This window comes from Acidobacteriota bacterium (assembly GCA_016713675.1).
In the GTDB taxonomy this organism is placed as follows: domain Bacteria; phylum Acidobacteriota; class Blastocatellia; order Pyrinomonadales; family Pyrinomonadaceae; genus OLB17.
Genome location: JADJOS010000001.1, coordinates 1,395,785 through 1,418,143 on the forward strand (window position 1 = coordinate 1,395,785; position 22,359 = coordinate 1,418,143).

At 53.0% G+C, this 22,359-nt stretch carries 29 protein-coding genes; 9 read left to right on the plus strand and 20 right to left on the minus strand.

Translation table 11 applies throughout. The annotated features are described in order from the left end of the window. Positions 1-144 precede the first annotated feature (144 nt). Positions 145-1,119, plus strand: a complete 975-nt coding sequence (locus IPK01_06330; GenBank protein ID MBK7933108.1) for a hypothetical protein — start codon at positions 145-147, stop codon at positions 1,117-1,119. Between the two features lie 37 nt (positions 1,120-1,156). On the opposite strand, the gene IPK01_06335 is transcribed toward IPK01_06330, so the two are convergent. Further along, positions 1,157-1,813 carry a YceH family protein gene (locus IPK01_06335; protein MBK7933109.1) on the minus strand — a complete coding sequence of 219 codons (657 nt, stop codon included), beginning with the start codon at positions 1,811-1,813 and terminating at the stop codon, positions 1,157-1,159. A 52-nt stretch (positions 1,814-1,865) separates the two neighbouring features. Between IPK01_06335 and IPK01_06340 the strand changes: the two genes are divergently transcribed. Continuing rightward, positions 1,866-2,462, plus strand: a complete 597-nt coding sequence (locus IPK01_06340) for a hypothetical protein (GenBank protein MBK7933110.1) — start codon at positions 1,866-1,868, stop codon at positions 2,460-2,462. On the opposite strand, the gene IPK01_06345 is transcribed toward IPK01_06340, so the two are convergent. Beyond that, entirely contained in the window at positions 2,422-2,967 is a 546-nt protein-coding gene (locus IPK01_06345) for a DinB family protein (protein ID MBK7933111.1), read from the minus strand. The genes IPK01_06340 and IPK01_06345 overlap by 41 nt on opposite strands. 15 nt (positions 2,968-2,982) lie before the next feature. After that, on the minus strand, positions 2,983-3,459 hold the full coding sequence (locus IPK01_06350; GenBank protein ID MBK7933112.1) for a PaaI family thioesterase: 477 nt from the start codon (positions 3,457-3,459) through the stop codon (positions 2,983-2,985). A 129-nt stretch (positions 3,460-3,588) separates the two neighbouring features. Between IPK01_06350 and IPK01_06355 the strand changes: the two genes are divergently transcribed. Together IPK01_06355 and IPK01_06360 are read left to right on the plus strand one after the other, a co-directional pair. Continuing rightward, positions 3,589-5,289: a carbon starvation protein A gene (locus IPK01_06355; protein ID MBK7933113.1), complete on the plus strand. Its 1,701-nt coding sequence runs from the start codon at positions 3,589-3,591 to the stop codon at positions 5,287-5,289. 12 nt (positions 5,290-5,301) lie between these two features. Continuing rightward, the gene (locus IPK01_06360) at positions 5,302-5,670 is read left to right on the plus strand and encodes a hypothetical protein (GenBank protein MBK7933114.1); all 369 of its coding nucleotides are present in this window, start codon (positions 5,302-5,304) and stop codon (positions 5,668-5,670) included. A 1-nt stretch (position 5,671) separates the two neighbouring features. Here IPK01_06360 and IPK01_06365 read toward each other — a convergent pair whose 3' ends face one another. The 11 genes from IPK01_06365 to IPK01_06415 all read right to left on the minus strand — a co-directional run bounded on the left by IPK01_06365 (position 5,672) and on the right by IPK01_06415 (position 14,559). Beyond that, positions 5,672-6,136: a zinc ribbon domain-containing protein gene (locus tag IPK01_06365; GenBank protein MBK7933115.1), complete on the minus strand. Its 465-nt coding sequence runs from the start codon at positions 6,134-6,136 to the stop codon at positions 5,672-5,674. A 3-nt stretch (positions 6,137-6,139) separates the two neighbouring features. Next, the gene (locus IPK01_06370; GenBank protein ID MBK7933116.1) at positions 6,140-6,781 is read right to left on the minus strand and encodes a hypothetical protein; all 642 of its coding nucleotides are present in this window, start codon (positions 6,779-6,781) and stop codon (positions 6,140-6,142) included. Positions 6,782-6,886: 105 nt separating this feature from the next. Continuing rightward, entirely contained in the window at positions 6,887-8,698 is a 1,812-nt protein-coding gene (gene aspS, locus IPK01_06375) for an aspartate--tRNA ligase (protein ID MBK7933117.1), read from the minus strand. 260 nt (positions 8,699-8,958) lie between these two features. After that, positions 8,959-9,681, minus strand: a complete 723-nt coding sequence (locus IPK01_06380) for a hypothetical protein (protein MBK7933118.1) — start codon at positions 9,679-9,681, stop codon at positions 8,959-8,961. A 44-nt stretch (positions 9,682-9,725) separates the two neighbouring features. Further along, a complete protein-coding gene (locus IPK01_06385) occupies positions 9,726-10,565 on the minus strand; it encodes a phosphatidate cytidylyltransferase (GenBank protein ID MBK7933119.1) in 840 nt (279 codons plus the stop codon). Between the two features lie 123 nt (positions 10,566-10,688). After that, positions 10,689-11,462: an isoprenyl transferase gene (locus tag IPK01_06390; protein MBK7933120.1), complete on the minus strand. Its 774-nt coding sequence runs from the start codon at positions 11,460-11,462 to the stop codon at positions 10,689-10,691. Between the two features lie 62 nt (positions 11,463-11,524). Beyond that, a complete protein-coding gene (locus IPK01_06395; GenBank protein MBK7933121.1) occupies positions 11,525-11,869 on the minus strand; it encodes a DUF952 domain-containing protein in 345 nt (114 codons plus the stop codon). Positions 11,870-11,919: 50 nt separating this feature from the next. After that, the gene (gene truA / locus IPK01_06400; GenBank protein ID MBK7933122.1) at positions 11,920-12,672 is read right to left on the minus strand and encodes a tRNA pseudouridine(38-40) synthase TruA; all 753 of its coding nucleotides are present in this window, start codon (positions 12,670-12,672) and stop codon (positions 11,920-11,922) included. Next, complete coding sequence (locus IPK01_06405) at positions 12,669-13,130, minus strand: ASCH domain-containing protein (protein ID MBK7933123.1); 462 nt, start codon at positions 13,128-13,130, stop codon at positions 12,669-12,671. The genes truA and IPK01_06405 overlap by 4 nt, the downstream gene beginning before the upstream one ends. Positions 13,131-13,135: 5 nt before the next feature. Continuing rightward, on the minus strand, positions 13,136-13,990 hold the full coding sequence (locus IPK01_06410; GenBank protein ID MBK7933124.1) for a hypothetical protein: 855 nt from the start codon (positions 13,988-13,990) through the stop codon (positions 13,136-13,138). Then, complete coding sequence (locus tag IPK01_06415) at positions 13,987-14,559, minus strand: orotate phosphoribosyltransferase (GenBank protein ID MBK7933125.1); 573 nt, start codon at positions 14,557-14,559, stop codon at positions 13,987-13,989. Before IPK01_06415 ends, IPK01_06410 begins: the two co-directional genes overlap by 4 nt. Before the next feature lie 69 nt (positions 14,560-14,628). On the opposite strand from IPK01_06415, the gene IPK01_06420 reads away from it, so the two are divergent. Together IPK01_06420 and queF are read left to right on the plus strand one after the other, a co-directional pair. Continuing rightward, entirely contained in the window at positions 14,629-15,465 is an 837-nt protein-coding gene (locus IPK01_06420; GenBank protein ID MBK7933126.1) for a 3'-5' exoribonuclease, read from the plus strand. Between the two features lie 49 nt (positions 15,466-15,514). After that, entirely contained in the window at positions 15,515-15,865 is a 351-nt protein-coding gene (queF, locus tag IPK01_06425; protein ID MBK7933127.1) for an NADPH-dependent 7-cyano-7-deazaguanine reductase QueF, read from the plus strand. Here queF and IPK01_06430 read toward each other — a convergent pair. Together IPK01_06430 and IPK01_06435 are read right to left on the minus strand one after the other, a co-directional pair. After that, positions 15,843-16,553: a Crp/Fnr family transcriptional regulator gene (locus IPK01_06430; protein MBK7933128.1), complete on the minus strand. Its 711-nt coding sequence runs from the start codon at positions 16,551-16,553 to the stop codon at positions 15,843-15,845. The genes queF and IPK01_06430 overlap by 23 nt on opposite strands. 162 nt (positions 16,554-16,715) lie before the next feature. Beyond that, entirely contained in the window at positions 16,716-17,453 is a 738-nt protein-coding gene (locus IPK01_06435; GenBank protein ID MBK7933129.1) for a Crp/Fnr family transcriptional regulator, read from the minus strand. 174 nt (positions 17,454-17,627) lie between these two features. Between IPK01_06435 and IPK01_06440 the strand changes: the two genes are divergently transcribed. Beyond that, entirely contained in the window at positions 17,628-17,804 is a 177-nt protein-coding gene (locus IPK01_06440; protein MBK7933130.1) for a hypothetical protein, read from the plus strand. A gap of 306 nt (positions 17,805-18,110) precedes the next feature. Next, positions 18,111-18,431 carry a hypothetical protein gene (locus IPK01_06445; GenBank protein ID MBK7933131.1) on the plus strand — a complete coding sequence of 107 codons (321 nt, stop codon included), beginning with the start codon at positions 18,111-18,113 and terminating at the stop codon, positions 18,429-18,431. Between the two features lie 71 nt (positions 18,432-18,502). On the opposite strand, the gene IPK01_06450 is transcribed toward IPK01_06445, so the two are convergent. Continuing rightward, entirely contained in the window at positions 18,503-18,964 is a 462-nt protein-coding gene (locus IPK01_06450; GenBank protein ID MBK7933132.1) for a hemerythrin domain-containing protein, read from the minus strand. A 525-nt stretch (positions 18,965-19,489) separates the two neighbouring features. Between IPK01_06450 and IPK01_06455 the strand changes: the two genes are divergently transcribed. Further along, positions 19,490-19,777: a hypothetical protein gene (locus IPK01_06455; GenBank protein MBK7933133.1), complete on the plus strand. Its 288-nt coding sequence runs from the start codon at positions 19,490-19,492 to the stop codon at positions 19,775-19,777. 85 nt (positions 19,778-19,862) lie between these two features. On the opposite strand, the gene IPK01_06460 is transcribed toward IPK01_06455, so the two are convergent. From IPK01_06460 to IPK01_06470, 3 genes are all read right to left on the minus strand, one after another. Next, the gene (locus tag IPK01_06460; protein MBK7933134.1) at positions 19,863-20,315 is read right to left on the minus strand and encodes a hypothetical protein; all 453 of its coding nucleotides are present in this window, start codon (positions 20,313-20,315) and stop codon (positions 19,863-19,865) included. 297 nt (positions 20,316-20,612) lie between these two features. Continuing rightward, entirely contained in the window at positions 20,613-21,665 is a 1,053-nt protein-coding gene (locus IPK01_06465; GenBank protein MBK7933135.1) for a PAS domain-containing protein, read from the minus strand. Then, positions 21,665-22,351, minus strand: a complete 687-nt coding sequence (locus IPK01_06470) for a response regulator transcription factor (GenBank protein ID MBK7933136.1) — start codon at positions 22,349-22,351, stop codon at positions 21,665-21,667. Before IPK01_06470 ends, IPK01_06465 begins: the two co-directional genes overlap by 1 nt. Between the last annotated feature and the right edge of the window lie 8 nt (positions 22,352-22,359).

The window sequence follows — 22,359 nt, forward strand, 5'->3', positions numbered from 1 at the left end:
CGCCGGAATTTTCGATCAAAGAGGCCGAATTCGCAAGTTTGCGAGTTCGGCCTTTTTCTTTTTGTCACAAATCCCAACGGCGCGGTGTTCTTATTTTGTAACGCATTTGTTGCTACCAAAATTTAGACAAAATCGGAGGTTTTCATGCGGAAATATTCATACGGCCTGTTGTCGGGCCTCGCGAGCATCGCAATAATAATAATTGTAATTGGCAATATCACCATCGTGGCCCAATCGGTCGTGACCGGAACCTGGAAGTCGGATACCTGGTCCGACAAGCATAAAAAGGACGGCGACGACGTCCTCGATAATACCATCCTCAAAAAGGACGAGAACAAACTGCATCTATCATTCAGCAGCAATACGGACGGGCGTAACCGCAATCAGTTTGGTTCGGGCTTTGAATACGCTGATCTGCAAGGTTTGACCCGCGAGCAGACGCTGAACGGAACCGTCAGCTTTCGCATCGTGAGAGAAGCAGGAACAATCGATTGCGAGGGCACATTTACGAACGGCAAGGGTTCGGGAACATTCCGATTTACGCCAAGCACGTCATATCTGCAGGGAATGAAAGCTCGCGGCTTCGATTTTGAAAGATCTTCGTCCAAGCACGATAACGGCGTCGATGAGCGTCTTCTTTCGGCTGCTTTGATCAACGTTACGACCGCACTTGCCGACGATCTCAAATCAGTCGGATTTGGGGATCTCGACGTTGACGATCTCTTTAAGGCGGCGATATTCAAGATCGATTCACGCTTTATGGCCGAGATGAAAGCGACCGGTTTTCCAAACCTGACAATGGAAGATCTCGTTAAGGCACGCATCTTCAAGATCGATGCCGAATACGTTCGTCAGGTAAACGACATGGGCTTTGCGGAGAAAGATTTTGAGAAGCTTGTAAAGTTCCGGATCTTTAAGGTGACACCGGAATTTCTGAGTGAGATCAAGGCCGAAGGTCTGACAAACCTCGATTCGGAAGATATTGTGAAGCTCCGTATCTTCAAGATCGGTGCCGAGTATATTCGACGCGCTAAGCAGGAAAATCCGAATGTGACCGTCGAGGAACTCGTTCAGATGAAGATCGGCGTTCACCGCATTAAGGTGAAGTACGATAACTAGCTTGTGAGAGCCGCCTGCGTGAGCGGGCGGCTCTTATTTATTCGAACTGCTTCTTGAATTCCTGGAAGGTCTGCTTCAATTCCTCTACCTCGACTCTCAAACTCGTTACTTCTTCTTCCAATGTCTCGACGCGTTCTGCGTCGACGCTGCTTCGGGTCGAACGTGTTGCCTGGGCGACCGCAAATGCCTCGATGTCGATCTCGCCTGATAAGAGATGAGCGAATCGTGCTTCTTTTTGGCCGGGCTGGACGGGCAATCTTACAACCAACGGGTCGTCGCGGCGAGCGAGGCCGTCAAGCGTTTCCTGTATTTCACCGAGGCCTGAGAACCCGTGCAAACGCTCGGTCCGCGTGCGCAATTCGCCCAGCGTCTGCGGCCCGCGAAGCAACATAACATCGATAATGGCCGTTTCGGCAGGGTCGAGTTCGTAAACGGTCGGCAGCATGTGTTTGTACTTGGGCACGCGGCTGGTGCTGCCGTAAAAGACATAGACGAGATTGCGGTCGCGCAGAGTTTCGAGGCACTGATTGACGGTCGTTTCGTCATAATTGACCATCGGGTCACGGTTACTCTTTTGATTGCAGGCGTTGATGAGCGCGTTTAGCGTGAGCGGGTAGTATTCGGGAGTCGTCAGCTGTTTTTCAACCAAGGATCCTAGAACGCGGGCTTCGATGTCGGTTAGTATTTCGGGCATATTCAGATGTTGCTGTTATTTCTTTTCTGTTAAGTAATTTACAATTTAAGCAATGGATATTCTAGTCGCTCGCACCGATGCTGAGATCGAAAGGGCCTTTGACGTTCTTTCGTTGGCCTCAGTGCTCGGCTGCGACACTGAAACGTCGGGCCTAAGTGCGCGGCACGGACGATTGTTTTCGGTGCAGTTTTCGGATGGCAAATTTAACGTTCTGGTTCCAATTAGTGAGGGCGTGCCGCTTGGTGTGTTGGGCGAAATTCTAATGAATTCATCGATCGTCAAGATCTTTCACAACGCCAAGTTCGACCTCGATTTCCTTAGCGAGAATGGCTACGCGGTCGAAAATGTCTACGACACAATGATCGCCGAAAAGGTACTGACCCGCGGTGCCGGCCAATCCGCGTCGCTTGCCGAGACGCTGTACCGCTATTTCGCCGTCGATCTCGACAAATCACAGCGTGCGAAATTCAATCGAAAATGGGATGGCGTTTGGACGGACGAATTGGTCGACTACGCCTTGTCGGACGTAATTCATCTGCCTCGTCTGATGCACGAGCAGTCCGAATGGATGGAGCGGCTTGATCTGAGAGAGAGTTACGAGAAACAAATCAAGACCCTTGTGCCGGCCTTGCGGCGAGATTCTGCTTAGAGTGCTGATGATGATGTTCGGCGTGGTAGATCGTGAAGTAGAACATCTCTCTAAACGTCAACTTTCCGAGCAGCGGATGCGGGAGCACGAGAACGTCGAGTTCGCTTTCGTCATATTTCTCGATCTTCGAGCAGAGCTTCGAAACAAGTTCTGTCAAGGTATTTACAAGCTCATTTTTACGGCTGAACGGTATAACTTCCGGCCGAAACGCCGCCGTTGCAGTTCCGCCGGCGGCAAGTTCAGCTCGATAGCGGGCAACCAATTCGTCATAGCTCATCGAAGGGTGATCTGCCTTTCCGAACATCGCCTTTAGCGTAAACGCAGGAGCACTGAGCGCTCTGTTCAGCGGTTTGACCGAAAGGCACAGATGGTCGATCTGCTGGCCGGCACTCCATTTCTCACCATTTAGCGAAAACAGGAAATCATCCTCGGACAGCCCTCCGATAAAGTCAGTAAAGGCGTTGTATTTGTTTTTCAATTCGGCGATCATCGCGGATCTATCCATCTGTTCGTTCTCCATTTACCAACGGTGATATGCCGGATGACCTTCTTTGACGGCGACGAAAGTGCCTCGGCATGTTGCGCAGACCTTGTCGTTGGCGATCAACTCGGCTTCGACTGTCGCGCGGTCCTCTTTTGATTCTACGACGCGGGCTCGCAGATGTATCGCGACGTCGAAGGGCGTCGGGCGTAGCAGTTTGACGTGAAAATCGGCGGTAACGGTGCAATCGGGCTCGGCCTTGCCATCGCGTTTCATCAGGAAGTACGTCGCCGCCCAGTTCGAGTGACAATCGAGTAAAGTGCCGATGATACCGCCGTTCAGCATTCCCGGAAACGCCTGGTGTTGAGGTTCAGCGTGCCACACCGCAACGACCTCATCGCCCTCAGGATAACTGTTGACATGCAGCCCTTTCTCATTTGCCGGGCCGCAGCCGAAGCAAATGCTCTCGGGCGAATATTGCTGCTGTAACGACTTCGTGTTTTCCATAGCTGCCATTTTACTACTTTTGCAAATAGAAGATCAGCTGACAACTGTCTTTGTCAGGCCAACCTTCCGAATGCCGAGTTTGCTCATCGACACAAAAATAGCGTAAATTATCGAACAGTTTACTCGAACACAAGATCTATGCTTACGCTACTCGCACTTGGTGTCATCGCCTGGCTCGTTTTTGGTTATTTTGCATATGGCCGTTGGGTCGCAAAGCAATTCAAACTCGACGACAGCCGGGTCACTCCCGCGAATAAGGTCAATGACGGCGAAGATTTTGTGCCGACTCAGCCGTTTTACCTTTTCGGCCAGCATTTTTCCGCGATCGCGGCGGCCGGGCCGATCGCGGGGCCGATCATTGCATGTATCGCATTCGGCTGGCTGCCGTGTCTGGTATGGATAGCGTTGGGCGTGGTGCTGATCGGTGCGGTTCACGATTTTTCGGCATTGACCTCGTCCGTCCGCCACGGTGCACAATCAGTTGCCGAGATCACACGTGACAAGCTCGGTGGAAAGGCCGGGCGGGCATTAATGGGATTCATTTGGATCGCGCTTGTTTACGTGACGGTTGCGTTCACCGATATTACGGCAGGGACGTTTGTCGCGGGCGACGACGCGTTGGCAGGCGAGACGAAGTTCAACCCCGGCGGTGCCGTCGCAATGGCGAGCGTACTGTATCTAGGACTTTCAATTATTCTCGGCCTTGTCGAGCGTTATCTTAAGCCGCCGCTCTGGCTCGCCACAGTGATCTTCGTTCCCGCGACATTTGCGCTTTCCTATGTTGGAACGCAGTTCTCGAACGTCCTGAGTTTTAGCCATCAGACGTGGGCGATACTGATACTTGTCTATTGCATCATCGGTTCACTGCTGCCTGTCTGGGCGTTACTGCAGCCTCGAGGCTATCTTGGCGGATCTGTGCTTTATGCGGCGATCGCGGTCGGTGTCATCGGCATTTTCTTTGGCGGCTATTCGATCCAACAGCCGGCGTTCAAATCATTTGACGTCGGCGGAATGACCGGTATGTTGTTCCCGTTCCTGTTCGTGACGATCGCCTGCGGAGCGTGTTCGGGCTTTCACGGGCTGGTCTGTTCGGGTACGACGTCTAAGCAGTTGGACAAGGAATCACACGCCCGGCCGGTCGGTTACGGGGCAATGCTCGCCGAGGGATTTGTCGCGTTTATCGCCCTTGTGACAGTAATGATCGCCGCCGGCGACGCACTTGTCGGTCCCGATGGCAAGAGCCTGTCAGCCGGCAAGATCTACGGTAACGGCATCGGCAATTTTCTCTCGCTGGTGATCGGTAAAGAGTATCTCGCTTTTGCTATAACGTTTGGTGCGATGGCGTTTTCGACGTTTGTTTTTGACACGCTCGACGTGACGATGCGGCTCGGGCGATATCTGGTGCAGGAACTGATCGGAATGCCGGGGCACATCGGCGCGCTGATCGGAACGCTTGTGACCGTCGCCCTTCCGTTCCTTCTGATATTTTTTGCGCCCCCCGGATCGTATCTTGAATTTTGGACGCTGTTCGGTGCGTCAAACCAGCTCCTCGCCGCGTTGACGCTGCTTTCGATCACGGTTTGGCTGTATAAGGCAAGACGCCGCATCGCGTTTACGCTGCTGCCGATGCTATTCGTTTTAGCGATCACGCTGTGGGCTTTGTCGTCGCTCGTGATAGGCAATTTTCAGGCGTCGACCGGCTTCGACATCAAGCTCGTCAACGGCGTCACGTCGCTCGCACTGATCGTACTTGCGATCTATCTCGTCATCATCGGTCTGCTAAAGCTCCGCGGAGAACGCGATGAAAGCGGCGAATTGGTCGAGGCCGAAAGTTTTTGACGGGAGGAAAAAATGAAGACGCGAAGATCATATCTGACGCTCACGATCATCTCAACGGTGCTGATCGCGGTCGTACTTGGGTGCGGCGGTGCCGGTTCCGAATGTGTCGGAACGGTGACCTATCAAGGCAAGACATTAGAAGGTAAAGCAAAGACGGCCGACGAAGCTAAAGGCAACGCCTGCAACAATTACTGCCGCGATGCAGATCCTGAATATGACGCGATGTACCGCATCTGGCTCGATTCGCCCAAAGGCAAATCCGCCGGTTCTCCATCGAAACAGGAAGCGATATTCAAGGACGAGGCATTGATGAAGTTTGTTTCAGAAACCTGCAGTAAACGGTGCGTCGCGACGATGAGTCCTGATGCCAAATGTAAATAGGCTAGCTTCGCTTTAAAGGCATTTCTTCGAGTGCCCTTGTGGTGTGGTCGGTGACGCTCATCGCGGGTTCGCGAAATTCTTCGAGTTGAGCCGTCGTTAGCGGGCGTAATTGTTGCGGCTGGCTGGTCTCGTGGACGTTCATGCCCGATTTGAGCCGGGCGTCGATCAGCTTTGGCACCTGGCTCAAGAGTGTGTAACAGATCCCGAAAACAGCGGCAAGATATGCGATAGCGATCATGACCACGAATTTCGGCTCGATGCTGTTGCCCAACAGTACGGCGACGAGGCCGACGAGAATTCCAAGCCCGAACATCACGACTAAAAATAACGTCGTCAGAACGTTGTCGAGCATCTTGCCCGGCGTGCCGTCTATGTCAAACTCGGCAGCCTTGAACAATTGCTCACCGCAATTTTTGCAGTATTTGAGATCCTTGCCTACAGTTGTGCCGCACTTTGGACAAAACATTGGTTATTGTTTGGGGCTGATCTTTTCCTCGAGCCAGTTGGTCAGTTCCTCGATCGATTCAATATGGACCGGGCGGCCTTTCCAGGCCTTGTACGCGAAGACTATCAGCATGATCGTCGTCACGAGATTGAAGATGCCGTTGCCGATGCCCGCAAAATCCGTCAATTCGCTGAGAACACCAAGGATCGTTGCCACAATTAGAATGGCGATATGGGCCGCCAGGCCCTGAGCCGCGTGAAACCGGACCTTGGCTTCACTTCTAGGCAAAAAGACCAGCATCAAAAGACCGGCGACAAGGCCGAGAAACCATGGAAAATACGGCAATGCAGTGACGATGTTTTCCGGCAGGCCGATCTTGGCGACCTTGCGGTTTGTAGAACTGTCAACGTTCCCAAAGCTCACCGGCTGATAATTTGCCGGAACATACTGGCCGTTGTACGGATTCGCATACGGAGCCGAGTCGCCCTGTACGTCAGGTTCGGCAAATCGTCGGGTCTGCTCCTCGGTCGGAAGAGCTGTCGGCGCAAACTGCCGCGTTTCGCCGCCTTGATTGGGCAAGTATTGAGTAGCGTTAGCCTCAGCCGCCGCCTTTGCTTTCTCCGGAAATTCCGGATCAAGCGGATTTGTATCGTACTTTGTCGCCATCGCTACTGAATTTACGACCGCTTCACCGTTATTGTTCCCAAAACAAGATTTTGCCACGAATTACACAAATGTCACGAATAATTTCTTACAGTTGTGAAATTCGTGTTATTCGTGGCTAACGTCTATTCCTAATTCCTTCAATTGCGAACCGTCAACTTCGCCCGGCGAATCCATCATTAGGTCTTGTGCCGATGCGGTCTTGGGGAATGCCATGACGTCGCGGATGTTTTCGGTGCCGCAGAGGATCATGCACGTGCGTTCAACACCGGCGGCAAAGCCTCCGTGCGGCGGCGTACCGTATTCTAGGGCGTCGAGGAAAAAGCCGAAGCGTTCGCGGGCCTTTTCGAGCGACAATCCCAGGGCTTTGAAGTTCAAAGCCTGTATCTCTTTTTGATGGATACGGATCGAGCCGCCGGCGCATTCGTAGCCGTTGATGACGGCGTCGTACGCCTTAGCCCGGACGCTGCCGAGCAGGTGATGCTGCGATTCGTCATTTACCGCCGTCTTGAATTTCTCAAGGTCCTCGTCCATCGGCGACGTGAACGGATGATGCGCCGCCGTATAGCTATCGGTCTCTTCGTCGTGCTCGAACATCGGAAATTCGGTGACGATGAGCGGTTTGTATGCAGTGCGGTCGATTAGGTCTTCGCGTTTCGCGATCTCGACGCGCAAAGCTCCGAGAGCCGCCGCAACGACCGATTTTCGACCCGCGATGATCAGAACAATGTCACCTTTTTCGGCGCCGGCAGTTTTGGCTAACTGTCCGATCTTTTCTTCGCCAAGGACCTTGAGCAATGATGACGTGATCTCCTCACCGACCTTGATCCACGCGAGTGCCCCTGCGCCGTAGCGTTTGGCAAAATCCTGCATGTCGTCGAGCTGTTTGCGCGAGTAATCGGCCTTGCCTTTGATGGTGATGCATTTGATCTCGCCTTTGGCTTCGAGCACGGACGCGAACGGAGCGAAATCGGTTCCGGCGAGTTCGCCGCTGAGGTCTGTTAGTTCCATTTCAAATCGCAGATCCGGCTTGTCGCTGCCGTAACGGCGCATCGCTTCGGCGTACGTCATTCGCGGCCATTGGGCCGGGAGTTCGACGCCGATCAGCTTGAATACATGGCCGAACATACCCTCGATCTCGCGGTAAGCCATCTCGGGATTGGCGAACGACATTTCCATATCGAGCTGTGTGAATTCAGGCTGACGGTCGGCGCGGAGATCTTCGTCGCGAAAACAACGGGCGATCTGATAATACTTGTCGAAACCGGAGATCATCGTCAACTGCTTCAATATCTGCGGAGACTGCGGCAACGCAAAAAATTTGCCGGTGTGAATGCGCGACGGCACGATAAAATCGCGTGCACCTTCGGGCGTCGATTTAAGCAATATCGGCGTCTCGATCTCGATAAAACCGCGTTCGTCAAAATACTCGCGGATCGCCGCGACAGCCTTAGCACGCATACGAATATTGTGCTGCAGCTGCGGACGTCGGAGGTCGAGGTAGCGGTATTTGAGACGCGTCGATTCGTCAGCGAGGTTTTCGCTGCCGGCGACCTCGAGCTGGAACGGCGGCACTTTCGCGTCGTTGAGGATCAAGATCTCATTGACCTTGACCTCGATGTCGCCGGTCGCGAGTTTTGCATTATGCGTTCCTTCGGCACGAGAGACTACCTCGCCTTTGACTGCGACGACAAACTCGCCCCGCAGATTCTTCGCCTTGGCATGGCTGAGAGGCGTTTCCTCCTCGCTGACGACGATCTGCGTAATGCCTTCGCGGTCGCGCAGATCGACAAACGTAAAAACGCCGAAATCGCGCTTCTTCGCAACCCAGCCCATCAGCACGACCTGTCGTCCGACATCGCTTTCGCGAAGCTCGCCGCATGTGTGGGTCCTCTCCAAATTTCCTAATACATCAAGCATAAAGATCGTTTGCCCACGAAACACTCTAAAGACACGAAAATATTCTATTCCAATTTTTCGATCGTTTTGTGTTTTTCGCCGGCACAAAACTCCAAAATAAAAACGCCTTTCGATTTTGTGACAAAACGAAAGGCGGCACGCTCGGTAGCAACGTACTCGCCATTCAATTATTGTCGTCAAATCGAACTGCGTTCATAACAAACCTGAATGATACTAGACGCGCCTGACAAAACGCAAATTTTAACGGCGGCAAAGCATCGTCAGAATGTCCATTTCAGCGTAAGTGTATAGACAAACGGCACGACCAGCATGACGCCGCCCGCGATCAGGACCTTCCATTTAATATCGGTCTTGAATACCAGAGCAATACCCATAAAGAACATGGCCACTGCAAACATTACGTTTGCAAGCTCAAATTTATCGCCCATTTCGTTCGCATCGTTGCCTTCCTTAAAGGTCGCCGCCGATTGAGTATTCAATTCGTCGGCCTTCGCCATCATCTCTTTCTGATAAGTTTGGTTGTCAACCAGATCTAGTTCGCTCGCCTTATCGAGCAATTCAGATTTGAGGGTTTCCGTCTTTTCATCGTCTTCATCGTCATTTTTCCTGACTTCCGGCGGTAATCCCAGTGCCTTATAACCGGCGTCGCTGATCTGTCGGGTGTACAGGTACGAGGCGATCCTAAATGAGCTGGCTGCAACACTTGGATTGGAGTCCACAGTGTTCAAACCCTCTTCGATCAACTGATAGGCCGTGATCTCGATCTGGGCGTCTTTTGACATTTCGACTATCGCCTTGGCCCGTTCAGCCGCAGCGGCGGTCGCTTCGGTATTTGCTTTGCCGTACGCTTCGGCCTGTTTGCCGTCCCACAGCCCGCCTTGAAAACTCGACAATGCCGTACAAATTGCGGCAAGGCCGAGCAGGATCGCGGCAAAAAATTCAAACCGGTCCACCATCGCTTGTCTTTCTGATTCTTCACTCATGCGTTCGTTTCTCCTTTGTCTTTGGTAATTGATTTTAGGTAAAGCTAAAAATAAAAGCGTGCGAAATAATAGAGTATCGGTGCACCGAAAAGCAAGCTGTCGAGCCGGTCTAGCAGGCCTCCGTGGCCGGGGAGAATGCTCGCGGCGTCTTTGGTGTTTGATCCGCGCTTCATCGCACTTTCGCACAGGTCGCCAAGGACACCTACGACCGCGAGGACGATCGCCAGCGGGATCGACCATTTGTACGGCAGTTCGGGAAAGAACCACCACGTCGCGAGTGCCGCAAAGCCGGCGGCCGCAAGGATGCCGCCGACGAGTCCTTCGACCGTCTTGCCCGGTGAGATGGCCGGTGCAAGCTTGTGTTTGCCCAGAGCCCTGCCGGCAAAATATGCTCCGGCGTCCGAACCGAAGATCACCAGAAAAAAGAATGCGAGCAGATGCGTCGAGAGGTTCGCAGGCGTCTCAAAACCGATACGCGTCGCGACCAGAAACCCGCCTAAGAATGCTACGTAAAACACGCCGAGCAGCGTCACGCCGACGCCTGTCAGCATCTTGGTAAAATCTTTTTGAAAACGAAAAGTCTGTGAGATCAGTACCGTGATGACTATCACGCCGACCGTCGCGATAAGCAGATCAGGAGCTTTTGCGGGAGCATCGAAAACAAAGCCGATGAAAAGAGCAGCCGCTCCCAAATAACCGATCGCCGCATCTGCTTTCAGCTCAAGCTTTTTGGTCAGCGAATAGAACTCGAACAATCCGGCAGCCAACGCAAAACCCGCGATGGCGACAAACAGCCAAACCGTGTCCGGAAAATATGCCGGCAGCACGATCGATGCGATGATGATCGGAAGTGCGATAGCTGCTGTTAATAGTCGGGTCTTCATAGCTAATCAGATAAAATAAACAGGATAGACAGGATCAACAAGATAAATCGAATGATGGATCAAGTTGCTTTCAAAAACATCCTGTCTATCCTGCTCATCCTGTTTGAATTCAGCCTAACCGTCCTACTTCACACCGCCAAATCGCCGGTCGCGTTTTTGGTAATCGATTATCGCCTCAAATATCTGCGGCCGTCGAAAATCAGGGAACAGCGTCGGCGTGACGTATATTTCGCTATAAGCAAGCTGCCAGAGCAGGAAATTCGAAATTCGAAACTCGCCGCTCGTGCGGATCATCAGATCGACCTCAGGCAACGCGTGTGTATAAAGATTGCGTTCGATATCGGCTTCGGAAAGGTGATCGATAACGTCGCCGCGGCGTTCGAGATCCTGATAAGCAAGGCGTGCGGCCCTGACGATCTCGGCTCGGCCGCCATAATTGAGGGCGACGCTGAGCACCATTCCGGTGTTGTCTCTGGTCTTTTCGGTCGCGGCGGCAAGTTCTTTTTGAACATCAGGCGAAAGTCCGTGAAGATCACCGATCGCCTGAAAACGGATGTTATTGCCGTGCACCTCGTCGAGTTCACGTTTGAGCACGCGTTTGAGCATCGACATCAGGCCTGAGACCTCAGCCTTTGGACGCTTCCAGTTCTCGGTCGAGAACGCGTAGAGCGTGACAGCCTCGATCTGCATGCGTGCGCAGGTGTCGATGATCGCTTTGACAGAATCAGAACCGGCACGATGCCCAAATATCCGAGGTTTGCCCTGCCGCTTAGCCCAGCGGCCGTTGCCGTCCATGATAATGGCGATGTGCCGCGGCAAACGTGCCGGATCGATCGCCGCCAGTGATGCAGCCTCGGCGGTGTTAGGTTTTACGATTCCGGCAAAATTCTCGTGCATAACGTCAACGTATATTTCGCACACTGACCGGGCGGATCAAGCGGATCTTCGGTATAAGAAATTCAAGATCTTTCAGATCCGCGCATATCTGCCCGATCCGTTTTATCCGCGTTCAAATCCCTTTCGGTTATTCCAACGATCGCGTCACGACCGATCGGGCCATATATGTGCGGATAGATCTCGCCCCCGGTCGATGGTTCTGTGACGAATTCACTCGTCAATCGGTCACTGTCGATCTCAAGCAAGATCACCTTATCCACGCCGCCGTAATAACGTTCGATCACGCCGTCGAGTTGGCGATCAAAGCTGCAGTGGATGAATCCCTCGCTCGCAAGGCTTGCGTGTTCGTAAGTGTCGCCATCAAACGCCTCCCAAGCTTCGGGCAATACGATGTGGTAGATATACATCCTAGATTTAGTATTTTGAGCTTTTTCGCGCATTTAGCGGGCAATAATTCTTAGTCATAATCGACCTTCAGCAGCGTCAGGCCTTGGGCTGACGCTGTTTTACCGGCGAGGTCGCGATCTCCTGTGATAATTGCCGTTTGAATTGTATCAGAATCTTTTTCGCCACGCCCGACCTCGAGCATCGTGCCGACTATCGACCTGACCATGTATCGCAAAAAGCCTTTTGCGCTGATCCGAAACTCGATCATCACGCCCTGGGCACGATCGTCCCAGCGGGATTCGATGGTAAAATCCGTCACGTTCCGAACCCGGTTCTCGCCGTCTGCCTGAGCGGACGAAAATGCTGTCCAGTCGTGTTCGCCGAGGAACGATCTCGCGGTGTCATTCATACGGCCGACATCGAGCGGCCGTGTCTCGTGATGGGCAAAACGCCGCCAGAACGGCGACATTACCGGTGCGTTAACGACGCGATAAATGTACGTTTTCGATCTCGCATTGAATCGTGCATGAAACTCGTCCGGAGCCTCTTCGCATTTCATAATGCGGATATCGCGCCACATGTTGCCGTTGATGGCGTTCTTGAGCTTTTCGGGCGTGAACGGGCGGTTCAAAAACACATTCGCGACCTGTCCGTCGGCGTGAACACCGGCGTCCGTGCGGCCCGAACCGGTGACCTTGACGTCACCATCTTCGAGCATCCCGATCACGCGTTCGAGCTCGCCCTGTATCGTCCGCGAATTTTCCTGAACCTGCCAGCCGTGAAAATCGGTGCCGTCGTATTGTATTAACAGTCGGTAATTCATCGTGGAAACAATAACCTAAAACGCTCACAGCATACGACCGATCGATCGGTGAATTCGATGCCGAGTTCGGCGGCTTCGCGTTCGAAATAAGTGCGATGCACGTTACGCCAATATTCGAGCGACCCGTCGCCTTCGCCCTCGTCAAAAGCAAAAGTGGCGTCGACCTCAATGAACGGTAAATGCCGTATCTCCGTCGTCTGGATCACGCATATTGGTTCGCCATGAAGGTCAGTGACGACGCTGTAGCCGTTCTCTATCGGGGCCTCGTCCGGTTTGATCTCATTGACAATTGCCAGGCTTGCCGTCGCGGTCTTGTTTCCACTGAGGACCAAGCCTGCCAGATCCAACGCCATTTCCGGCGTGTTGCCGAAATACCAGACCTGATAACGCTCGCCGCCTTCGACGCCCGGAAATTCGCCTCGAAACCTTGTCCAAAATTCGGCCGCCTTTTCTGACATAGATACTACGACATCAGTTCATTGATCGCCGACGCAAATCGCTGCGGTGAATCCGCGTCCATTCGCAAGTAAAGTGCCGGTTCTATCAGTTCAAGCTCGATCAGGGCAAACTCATCTTCGTCGTCACGGACGAGATCGACGCGGGCATATAAGGGCGAAGGCGATATCATCTCAAAGGCTTTCCGGCCCGCATCGCTCAGTTCCGATGTCGGTTCGACCGCTGTGATCAGGCCGCCGTGTTCCTCCTGAACGCGAAAATCCTCTTCTTTCGGCGACTTGAGGATCGCATGGCTGTATTCGCCGTTGAAATAAAAGAGAGAATACTCGCCCTCAGTGACGATATTTTCGAGAAACGGCTGCACCATGAACGAACGCGTCGCAAAGATCTCGGCGAGCAGCGGATCGAACTCGTTCAGCCGGTATGTGTGTTCAGCCGTTGCGCTGATCGTGGGTTTGATGATCAACTCCTCACAGCCTAGGTCTGCCATCCAGCGATAGAACGACCGCTGCTCGTAAATACCGTCCCAGATAGTCGGTACGATCCGCAGACCGCGAGATTCAAGATCGCGAAGGTACCGTTTATCAAGATTCCATTTTACGACATCGAGCGGGTTTTCGAGGCGAGCCGATGATGAATCGACCCTTTCGAGGACCTTGAGGAATTCGTCGGGTGAGCGTTGATAATCCCACGGCGTGCGGATGACGACGATCTCAAAATGGTTCCAGTCGACTGAGGCATCGCGCCACGAAACGGTTTCGACCTTCCATCCAAGCTCTTCGAGCGGAGCAATGGCCAGATCGTCATCAGCGACATATTGGCCCATGTGGTCCATCGACAAAAAACAGCATTGTCGGGTCATTGTGCTGCCACCGTCCTGCTTCCCGGTTTGACGGCCTCAATGCCCTGTGCGCACATTGGACATACATCCGACGCGTAACTCGGTACGTCGATGCTTACAAGAGAGATCCGCGGCACGCCGACATCTGCCGTGCCATTCGAACGGTCAATGATCGAAGCTGCTGCAGCCACATCTCCGCCGTTTGCGGTTAGTGCCGCGATACACTCGCGTGTCGAACCGCCGGTCGTGATCACGTCTTCGACGACCAAAATTTGTTCACCTTCTTTGAGGCTGAATCCCCGACGCAGCGTCATCTCGCCATTCTGCCGTTCGGTCCAAATAAACCGTATATTCATCGCCGCGGCTGTCGCGAAACCGATGACGAGCCCACCGATAGCCGGCGAGGCGACAGTATCAATGCCGGCGTCGAGAAAGTGCTCGGCTATCTCGCGTCCATATTTCGCCGCGTCTGCGGGAAACTGAAGAGCTAAGGCGCACTGTAGATACTTAGGGCTGTGCAGCCCGCTGGACAGCACAAAGTGGCCCTCTAGAAGCGCATTTGTTTCCCTGAATTTTTCGAGGATATCCATTTGAAATAGACTAACCCAAAACGCTCTGCGAACTCAATAAACTCCGCAAACTCTGCTAAACTCTACTCGATGACACCGTATCCTAACTTAATTTCCGAGTCATTGCTAATAAACGAGACGATCGCGTTACTGCGTTCCTTCGACGGCAAAGCGTCGGCGGTGAGTGTCGTGGATTTTGTGATGAAGATCAGAAAGCCGGAACGAAACCTCGCGAAAATGCTCGTTGCAGATCTCATTGCACGCGACCCGCGGCTGACGCTGGACGATGACATGGTGGTCCTCGCCAATGACGGATTTGAACATCTCGAGCTCGAGAATACCGAATTTGTCGTCTTCGATCTTGAAACAACAGGAGCGAAAGCACCGCCGTGCCGAATTACCGAGATCGGTGCCTATCGCGTCAAGGGCGGCGAGGTGCTCGATAAATTTCATACGCTCGTCAATCCGCAAACGCCGATACCGTCGTTCATCGTAGGCCTGACGGGCATAAACGACGCGATGGTCGCCGATGCTCCGACGTTCGCGGACGTCGCTCACGATTTTCTTGAATTTATCGGTGATTCGGTGCTGGTCGCGCACAATTCGGGGTTTGATATGCGGTTTCTCAATCACGAGATCGGGCGCGTGTTTCCTGATTATAAGCTCGCAAATCCGTGCCTTTGCACGGTTCAGCTTTCGCGAAAATTGCTGCCTGATATTCGCAACCACAAGCTCGTCACGGTCGCCGAACATTACTCGATCGACCTCGTCAACCACCACCGCGCAAGCGCCGATGCGTTAGCGACAGCCCATATTTTTGTAAATCTGCTGACGCAAATGCGAAGCGACGGCGTGAGCGACCTCACGACCGTTCGCGGATTCAGCTCACGAAAGAATAATTATGCCAGACACAAACACCGCGCCTGAGGGTGTGAACAACCAGGGCCTCAATATAACGCCAACGCCGCGAAGCGAAATGGGCCTGTATCCGCTCGATGCGTTTCCGTATGAATTTGCCGGGAAAGAGATCTGGGTCGAATTTGAAATGCCTGAATTTACGGCGATCTGTCCGTTTTCCGATTTTCCGGATTTCGGTGTGATCCGGCTCAAATATGTGCCTGATGAACTGTGCGTTGAGCTCAAAAGCCTAAAACTCTACATCAACTCGTTCCGTGACGTAAAGATCTTTCACGAGCACGTCGTCAATGTCATTCTCGAGGATTTTGTTGCGGCCTGCGACCCGCTCAAGGTCGAGATCGAGGGCGACTATCACGTTCGCGGGAACATCAAAACTGTGGTTCGGGCTAGTTATTCGAAGCCGGCATAGCCGGCACACCACCATTCGGCAACCCGTAACAGCTGCACGCTAACGCTTCGAGGCCTTTGCGATCATTAATGGTCATACTTCCGCGGACGTAGCTGATAAGGTCGCGGCGTTGAAAGCCGGTGGCGGCCTTGTTTACGGCTTCGCGCCGGACGCCGACCATATATGAAAGGAATTCCTGTGTGATCTGAAAATGGTTCGAATTCATGCGGTCCTGTGTCATCAATAGCCAGCGGGCCAGGCGCGAATCGGTCGAGTGAAATCGGTTGCAGACGGCCGAACGGGCGACCTGCATCAATATCGAATAGGTAAACAGGCGCATTATCCGAGAGAGGTCGGCACCGGCCATACATTCGTTTCCAAACTCAGCTGCCTTCATTCGCAACGCTCGGCCCGCACCTTGTACCACTGCCCGGTTTTGCGAGACATTGACGCCTAAAAACACCGGCAGGGCTACCATTCCTTCATGTCCGACCATGCCGACCTCAATTGTCGAGTGATCATCGGCTGCTACCAGGAGGGAAATAATGCCGCTTTCGACAAAATAGACATGAGTGAGCGTGTCGCCGTAGTTGTAAACAACCTTTGCAAAATCCAGGTCCAACCGTTCGAATTTCGGGATCAGTTCGGCATACACGTGAGCCGGCAAGGCGGCGAGAAGGTTGTTTGGCGAAATCGCGGACATCGGCATCTTGAATGTCTCCCTTCGAGGTAATGCTTCGTAAAACACAGACGGCACAAGTTGGACAGGTTAATTCTTTCCGATGTCGAATGATCGTAATGTCAAAGAGATCTTCGCGTGATGATGAAGAAAGGTAACGGTAACAGGTATGAGAGTCAATAGCTAGACGTTTTAGGCGAATGCCCGCGACATGCCGCTGCCCAGGAGGCGAATGTATTCGTCATTTACGACCTTGTAGCACTCACAGCAGGCTTTTTCGAGACCCGGGCGGTCGAGGATCGTCATTGTCCCGCGGACGTTTTTGATCAAATGTTTCGCGGTCAACTTGCGGGCGGCGAGTGTTACGCCTTCGCGGCGGACGCCGAGCATGTTTGATATGAGGTCATGGGTCATTACCAGTTTATCCGAATCGAGCCGGTCGTGGCTCAGCAGCAGCCAGCGGCAGAGCTGCTGCTCGACGGTGTGAAGCCGGTTGCAGACCGCGGTCTGCGAGATCTGTGTGATCAATGCCTGAGTGTATCTGAGCAGCAGATTGTGAAACTTACCGCCGAGCGAAAACTCATTCATCAGGTCTTTCGCCGCCATCTTGTATGCGCTGCCGGCACTCTGGATGACCGCACGGTTCGGCGTCGTGTCGCCGCCCATGAACAATGCGATGCCCAAAACGCCGTCGTTTCCGACCACTCCGATCTCAGCGGTCGCGCCATTTTCCATAATATATAGCAGCGATACGATGCAGGTCGTCGGAAAGTAAACGTAATCGAGGCGGTCGCCCGATTCGTACAGAACCCTACCAAGCGGCAGGTTCACCGCCTCGAGGTGAGGACGGATCCTTTCAAACTCAACATGCGGCAGTTCCGCAAGCAAATGATTTTTACTGACCTCTATCGGATCGACCAAAGCGCGCATTGTTTATCTCACGATCAACGAAGGTATCAGCAGCAGAGGTAATTGGGACGGCTCGACTATACCACACATGTGTGCGATATCACACACAGAAATCCAGACCGCATGCTTACCGCTCGGCGGGTGGAGACTTCAGAATTGTTTCTTCTTGAGGGCGGAAGGTTAGGTCGCAGCCCTTTGAGTAGAGCCCGCCGTTTCCTCGCGGCCGAATATTTTAGTGTCGGGCACATTCTCGCTCCGCAATCGGCGAAAGCATTTTACGCAAACACGTTCGCTGACATGATAGGCGAGACCGATCCTCGCGTCGCACCAGATGCATCTGACTATTTCGGCCAAATTTTCTACCTGTTTTAAGCGATCCATGAAAGCCACTATATGCGATACAGCACTTAGTTGTATGTGCGATTTCGCACAGTGACGATTCTTTAAAGTTCGAACCGGCCCCGGAAATGCTTCGAGGTGTGATAACGCACATACATTCCGTCACAACACGCGTAAATTTGGTCTGTATCAACCCAGGCGAAGCAAGTATAGGATAGTTAAGACCATTGGGTCTGACTCGGCGCTGCAACTACCGGCAGCGGCGGAGCGGCTGCAAGAACCGGCGAAAAGTTTGAACCGAGCGGCAGAGAGTCACATTCACGGAGAACCTACAAGGTGATGATCAACACAAACGATCAGCGACCGCAGCTCGAGCCTCATAATGGAATGGACATCTTTCAGCGGATCTATATTGGTGATCCAACGGCCGTTGAGGATTGTACTCTCACATACGGTGCGTATATTCGCGAGCTGGCTAACTACAATATGTCTACGCAGGAAGAGGCGGAGAACGCCGCGGCAGCGATCTTTGACGATATCCGCGCGTTTGCCCGAAGCGAAAACGGCATGAACACACGAAAGCCTGAAGTGGAACTGATCCGGCAGATCGCTGTTCGGAGTATTGTAAAACAACGCTGGAACGGCCGAAAGTCGGTGTGATCGTCACGTATGACGCAAATGTAGTGAGAAAAGCGGCCTGTTTCAGGCCGCTTTTTCGATCGGTCGCGAATTTATTTTCCGGCCGCGGCAGCATACGATCTTTTGAAAGCTGCCTTTTCTTTTTCCATTTCGGCGCCGAGTTCCTCAAGCGTTGCGTCGTCAAACTGTTTTTTGACAAGCGGAAACATCTCTTTTTCTTCCTCTTTGACGTGATGCTCAACGTCTTCGATCAGGACGGTCAGCTTTGGCTCGAATTTTTCGCTGTCGGTTGAAAGCGCATCGAGTTCGCGGAGAAACATTTTCACTTGGTGATGTTCCTCGACGCCCTCGAGCACGATGTCCACGAGTTCCTTGTTACCGTCAGCCTTTAGCTTTGGGTAAAACACCTTTTCCTCAATGTGAGCATGGACGTCCAACTCCGCCTTTATCTTTTGAAAGATCGCCGGATGCTTGTCTTCACCGGTTTTCTCTACCTCGGCGAACAGGCCGGCTACGACCTCATGGTCTGATTTTAATAATTCGATAGCGTTCATAAACTCTCCTCATGTGAATGTATTTTTGAGCCCTACGTGCAGCCGTTCAAATAGCCTAACAACGTGTCTTCGGACTAGTATGTGCGCTCAATGACATATGAACATCAATAAAGGAATGAATGAAATTCCTGTTTAGTGCGACATCGCACAGACGCGTCCATGATAACGGAGGTATTTTAGATTTAAGCTTTAGCTAAATGTGATGTTAGATGGGTGCCATACCAAGATCGCACTTATGACAAATCTCCTTTGTCGTTGACGTTAATTTGGCTACAGCTCGTTTGATAACCTTCAGACGTTGATCGCGGCTTCGGCCGCATCGAGGAGCGGTTGTTAGGGTTCGGCCGCTCCTCAAAACTTATTGACCAGAGTGAGAGAAATGGACTTTGTGGCATTCATCCAGAGCTATTCGAGATTGCTGTTTGACGTGATCCGCGGCAAACGCGAGACCTCTTATCCGCTCGGGCCAATTTGGCGTTGGAACCACAAACGTTACCGTGACCTGTAAATAGAGGAGTTATCGATATGCCGGCATTGGCAGACCAGACCTACACGATCGAGCGGCGGCAAAGCAATTTGCTCTCGCCCGGACGTGTGAAACGGCGTGCCGCCGACACCGCTACGGCGTATACCAAGATCATCCAGGCACTCGCACTGAAATTCACAAACACGACCGAAGAGGCCGAGGCGGCCGCCCGCGAGATGTTTGACGACATCTATCGCTATTCCGAGCGCGGCACAACGGTACGGCTCGACGAAGAGCAGCTCATCTCGCGCATCGCTCTGCGTCGGCTGATCAAATACTTAAAGTAAGGGCTAGTGTGCTGCTGCTAATGCGTCAGGGTGTGTTTCCTGGTGTTTGGCACAGGCGGCGGCGACAAGGCGTGCTACCTCTGAGTCAATGTGGTTCTTGTGTTTGGAATCGGCGTTTGAGAGCTCTGGAAACGATGAGAAACCGGGCCTTTTCCATTAGGGTCTGTTCGCGGAACGAGAGTTTCTTTTCGTGGCTCAGGTAGGTCAGTTTTTTCAGAACGTCCGCAACCTCAAAAAGGTCTCCGGAACGGAGCTTTTCGATAAACTCTTTCGAGCGGGTCTTCCAGTCCAACGAGACGTCGTCAAAATCCTCACCCAGAAGCTCGATCAGGCATTTGCATTGTTTGGTGCTGATCAGCGGACGAAGCCCGATGCAGTCGGCACTCGCCTCGGGAACAAAAATAGTGGAATTGTCATTTAGGACGCGCAAGCTAAAGCCGCTCATGGTGCCGCCGGCGACCTTGTAGGTTTTGAATTCTTCGACAAGGCATACGCCCTGATTCGGATAAGCTATTTTTTGACCGACACTGAGTTCCATAAAAATGTCCCTCGCGACACGTAAAGACGAGAGGTCTAACACGTTAACGCCTATCAACGCCGCGTGACCGCCATGCAGATCCTGCTGTCAAGATAATGCTAGTTTAGCACACCTTCGGGACGGAATGGAAGTTATTTTAATTCGATGTTGGCGGCCAGTTTGAAAGAGCGTTGGTGTGTAAAAAGCTTCTTAACGAACTCCGCGTCTTTCTTTTCGTTCTCTGCGTGGAAAAACCCGTGAACAGAATTACACGCAGAGACAAGAGAGGAAGATGCAGAGGTCGCTGACCAAGAAGACCTAATTCGCCGGCAGCTCGATCTGGAATGTGGTGCCTTCGCTAAGGACCGATCTGACGCTGACCTCGCCGCCGTGGAGGCGGGCGAGGTGTTTGACAATTGCCAGTCCGAGGCCTGTGCCGCCGATCTCGCGTGAACGGGCACGATCAACACGGTAAAAGCGTTCAAAGATGCGGCTCAAATGCTCGGGCATGATGCCTTCGCCGGCGTCGATGACCGAGATAACGTCCATATCCTCGTGGCGGCGATGTGTAACGGTTACGCTGCCGCCGACGCGATTGAATTTGATAGCGTTGTCGATCAGATTGACGAGCATCTGCTCAAGCCGGACGTTATCGGCGAGAACCGTTGTACTTTTGTCGATGTCGTTAAAGAGCTTGACCTCGCGTTCGTTGGCTTTCGCCGTCAGGCTCGCGAAGATCTCATCGGTCAGCACGCCGACATGAACCGGCCGCGTCTCGACCGAGACCTTGCCCGATTCGATAAGAGAGAGCTCGAGAATATCGGCGATCAGGCTGTGCATCCGCTCGGCATTTCGTCGGATCACGCCGAGGAAACGGCGGTTGTTCTCGGTGTCGTCAAGTGCGCCGTCCTCGAGCGTTTCGACAAAGGCGAGGATCGATGTGAGCGGCGTGCGGAGTTCGTGCGAGATGTTCGAGAGAAATTCCTGACGGATCGACTCTAGCCGTTCGATCTTCGTCGTCTCATAGAAAAAACCGATCGCCTGTGTGTTGCCGTCGAGTTCGAGCGGAGCGACATGTACGTCAAATCGGCGGTCGACGTTGTTCAGTTCGAGTCGTATCTCGCTCGACGCATTCGAAAATATCGCCCGGCGAAAGGCTTCATGCAGATCGAGGTCGCGCACCACCTCGCTCAGGCGTTTCCCGTCAATTTCTGAACCTCGGCCGAAGATCTCCGCCGCGGGTGAGTTTGACCCGACGATCCGCATATCCGCATCGACCACAAGCACACACTCTCGAGTCGTGTCGAGGATCTTTTGCAGTATCTGATTTGAGTTTTGCGTTGCACTCAACTCAACGCCGGTAGAGATCATTACTTACACCCAATAAAACGATAGCCGATGCCGACGACGGTTTCAACGCAGCCGCCGCAGTTGCCGAGCTTTTGCCGAAGGCGGCGGATGTGGACGTCGAGCGTGCGTGTGTCGCCAAAATAGCTGTAGCCCCAAACGTTGTCGAGCAATTGTTGACGAGCGGCGACGCGGCCGCTGTTTTGGATGAGATGCGTGAGCAGGGCAAATTCTTTGCGCGTGAGGCGAACGTCCGTTCCTTCGCAGACGACACGCATATCGGCAAAATCGACGGTCAGTTTGTCGTCGCTGTATTTCGGCTCAGTCTCTTTCTCAGATCGACGGAGCACGGCCCGGACGCGGGCGATCACCTCTTTGATCGAAAAAGGTTTGACGATATAGTCGTCGGCGCCGACCTCGAGCCCCGCGATCTTATCACCCTCGGCGGCCTTGGCGGTAAGCATTATGATCGGCGTCAGTTTGGTCTGAGATTCGCGGCGGAGCCTTCGACACAGTTCCATTCCGGTCATTCCGGGCAGCATCAGGTCGAGAATGATCAACGACGGAGCGTTCTTTTCGTCGAGAGCGAGACGTAATCCTTTCTCGCCCGATTCGGCGATCGTCGGACGATAGCCTTCGCGGCGGAGATTGTACTGCAAACTCTCGGCGATGTCCGCATCATCTTCGACGATGAGAATATTTTGCTGCATAGCTTGTC

Excerpts from the sequence above, each read along its gene's own strand:
- IPK01_06395 (MBK7933121.1), bottom strand. The coding sequence starts at position 11,869 with ATGTATATCTACCACATCGTATTGCCCGAAGCTTGGGAGGCGTTTGAT.
- IPK01_06410 (MBK7933124.1), bottom strand. The coding sequence starts at position 13,990 with ATGACCCGACAATGCTGTTTTTTGTCGATGGACCACATGGGCCAATAT.
- IPK01_06450 (MBK7933132.1), bottom strand. The coding sequence starts at position 18,964 with ATGAACGCTATCGAATTATTAAAATCAGACCATGAGGTCGTAGCCGGC.
- IPK01_06460 (MBK7933134.1), bottom strand. The coding sequence starts at position 20,315 with ATGGAACTCAGTGTCGGTCAAAAAATAGCTTATCCGAATCAGGGCGTA.
- IPK01_06340 (MBK7933110.1), top strand. The coding sequence starts at position 1,866 with ATGGATATTCTAGTCGCTCGCACCGATGCTGAGATCGAAAGGGCCTTT.
- IPK01_06390 (MBK7933120.1), bottom strand. The coding sequence starts at position 11,462 with ATGCACGAGAATTTTGCCGGAATCGTAAAACCTAACACCGCCGAGGCT.
- IPK01_06430 (MBK7933128.1), bottom strand. The coding sequence starts at position 16,553 with ATGCCGATGTCCGCGATTTCGCCAAACAACCTTCTCGCCGCCTTGCCG.
- IPK01_06405 (MBK7933123.1), bottom strand. The coding sequence starts at position 13,130 with ATGTCAGAAAAGGCGGCCGAATTTTGGACAAGGTTTCGAGGCGAATTT.
- IPK01_06465 (MBK7933135.1), bottom strand. The coding sequence starts at position 21,665 with ATGATCTCTACCGGCGTTGAGTTGAGTGCAACGCAAAACTCAAATCAG.
- IPK01_06365 (MBK7933115.1), bottom strand. The coding sequence starts at position 6,136 with ATGTTTTGTCCAAAGTGCGGCACAACTGTAGGCAAGGATCTCAAATAC.
- queF (MBK7933127.1), top strand. The coding sequence starts at position 15,515 with ATGGGCCTGTATCCGCTCGATGCGTTTCCGTATGAATTTGCCGGGAAA.
- IPK01_06470 (MBK7933136.1), bottom strand. The coding sequence starts at position 22,351 with ATGCAGCAAAATATTCTCATCGTCGAAGATGATGCGGACATCGCCGAG.
- aspS (MBK7933117.1), bottom strand. The coding sequence starts at position 8,698 with ATGCTTGATGTATTAGGAAATTTGGAGAGGACCCACACATGCGGCGAG.
- IPK01_06360 (MBK7933114.1), top strand. The coding sequence starts at position 5,302 with ATGAAGACGCGAAGATCATATCTGACGCTCACGATCATCTCAACGGTG.
- IPK01_06455 (MBK7933133.1), top strand. The coding sequence starts at position 19,490 with ATGCCGGCATTGGCAGACCAGACCTACACGATCGAGCGGCGGCAAAGC.
- IPK01_06380 (MBK7933118.1), bottom strand. The coding sequence starts at position 9,681 with ATGAGTGAAGAATCAGAAAGACAAGCGATGGTGGACCGGTTTGAATTT.
- truA (MBK7933122.1), bottom strand. The coding sequence starts at position 12,672 with ATGAATTACCGACTGTTAATACAATACGACGGCACCGATTTTCACGGC.
- IPK01_06355 (MBK7933113.1), top strand. The coding sequence starts at position 3,589 with ATGCTTACGCTACTCGCACTTGGTGTCATCGCCTGGCTCGTTTTTGGT.
- IPK01_06420 (MBK7933126.1), top strand. The coding sequence starts at position 14,629 with ATGACACCGTATCCTAACTTAATTTCCGAGTCATTGCTAATAAACGAG.
- IPK01_06350 (MBK7933112.1), bottom strand. The coding sequence starts at position 3,459 with ATGGCAGCTATGGAAAACACGAAGTCGTTACAGCAGCAATATTCGCCC.
- IPK01_06385 (MBK7933119.1), bottom strand. The coding sequence starts at position 10,565 with ATGAAGACCCGACTATTAACAGCAGCTATCGCACTTCCGATCATCATC.
- IPK01_06330 (MBK7933108.1), top strand. The coding sequence starts at position 145 with ATGCGGAAATATTCATACGGCCTGTTGTCGGGCCTCGCGAGCATCGCA.
- IPK01_06345 (MBK7933111.1), bottom strand. The coding sequence starts at position 2,967 with ATGGATAGATCCGCGATGATCGCCGAATTGAAAAACAAATACAACGCC.
- IPK01_06370 (MBK7933116.1), bottom strand. The coding sequence starts at position 6,781 with ATGGCGACAAAGTACGATACAAATCCGCTTGATCCGGAATTTCCGGAG.
- IPK01_06415 (MBK7933125.1), bottom strand. The coding sequence starts at position 14,559 with ATGGATATCCTCGAAAAATTCAGGGAAACAAATGCGCTTCTAGAGGGC.
- IPK01_06335 (MBK7933109.1), bottom strand. The coding sequence starts at position 1,813 with ATGCCCGAAATACTAACCGACATCGAAGCCCGCGTTCTAGGATCCTTG.
- IPK01_06445 (MBK7933131.1), top strand. The coding sequence starts at position 18,111 with ATGATCAACACAAACGATCAGCGACCGCAGCTCGAGCCTCATAATGGA.
- IPK01_06435 (MBK7933129.1), bottom strand. The coding sequence starts at position 17,453 with ATGCGCGCTTTGGTCGATCCGATAGAGGTCAGTAAAAATCATTTGCTT.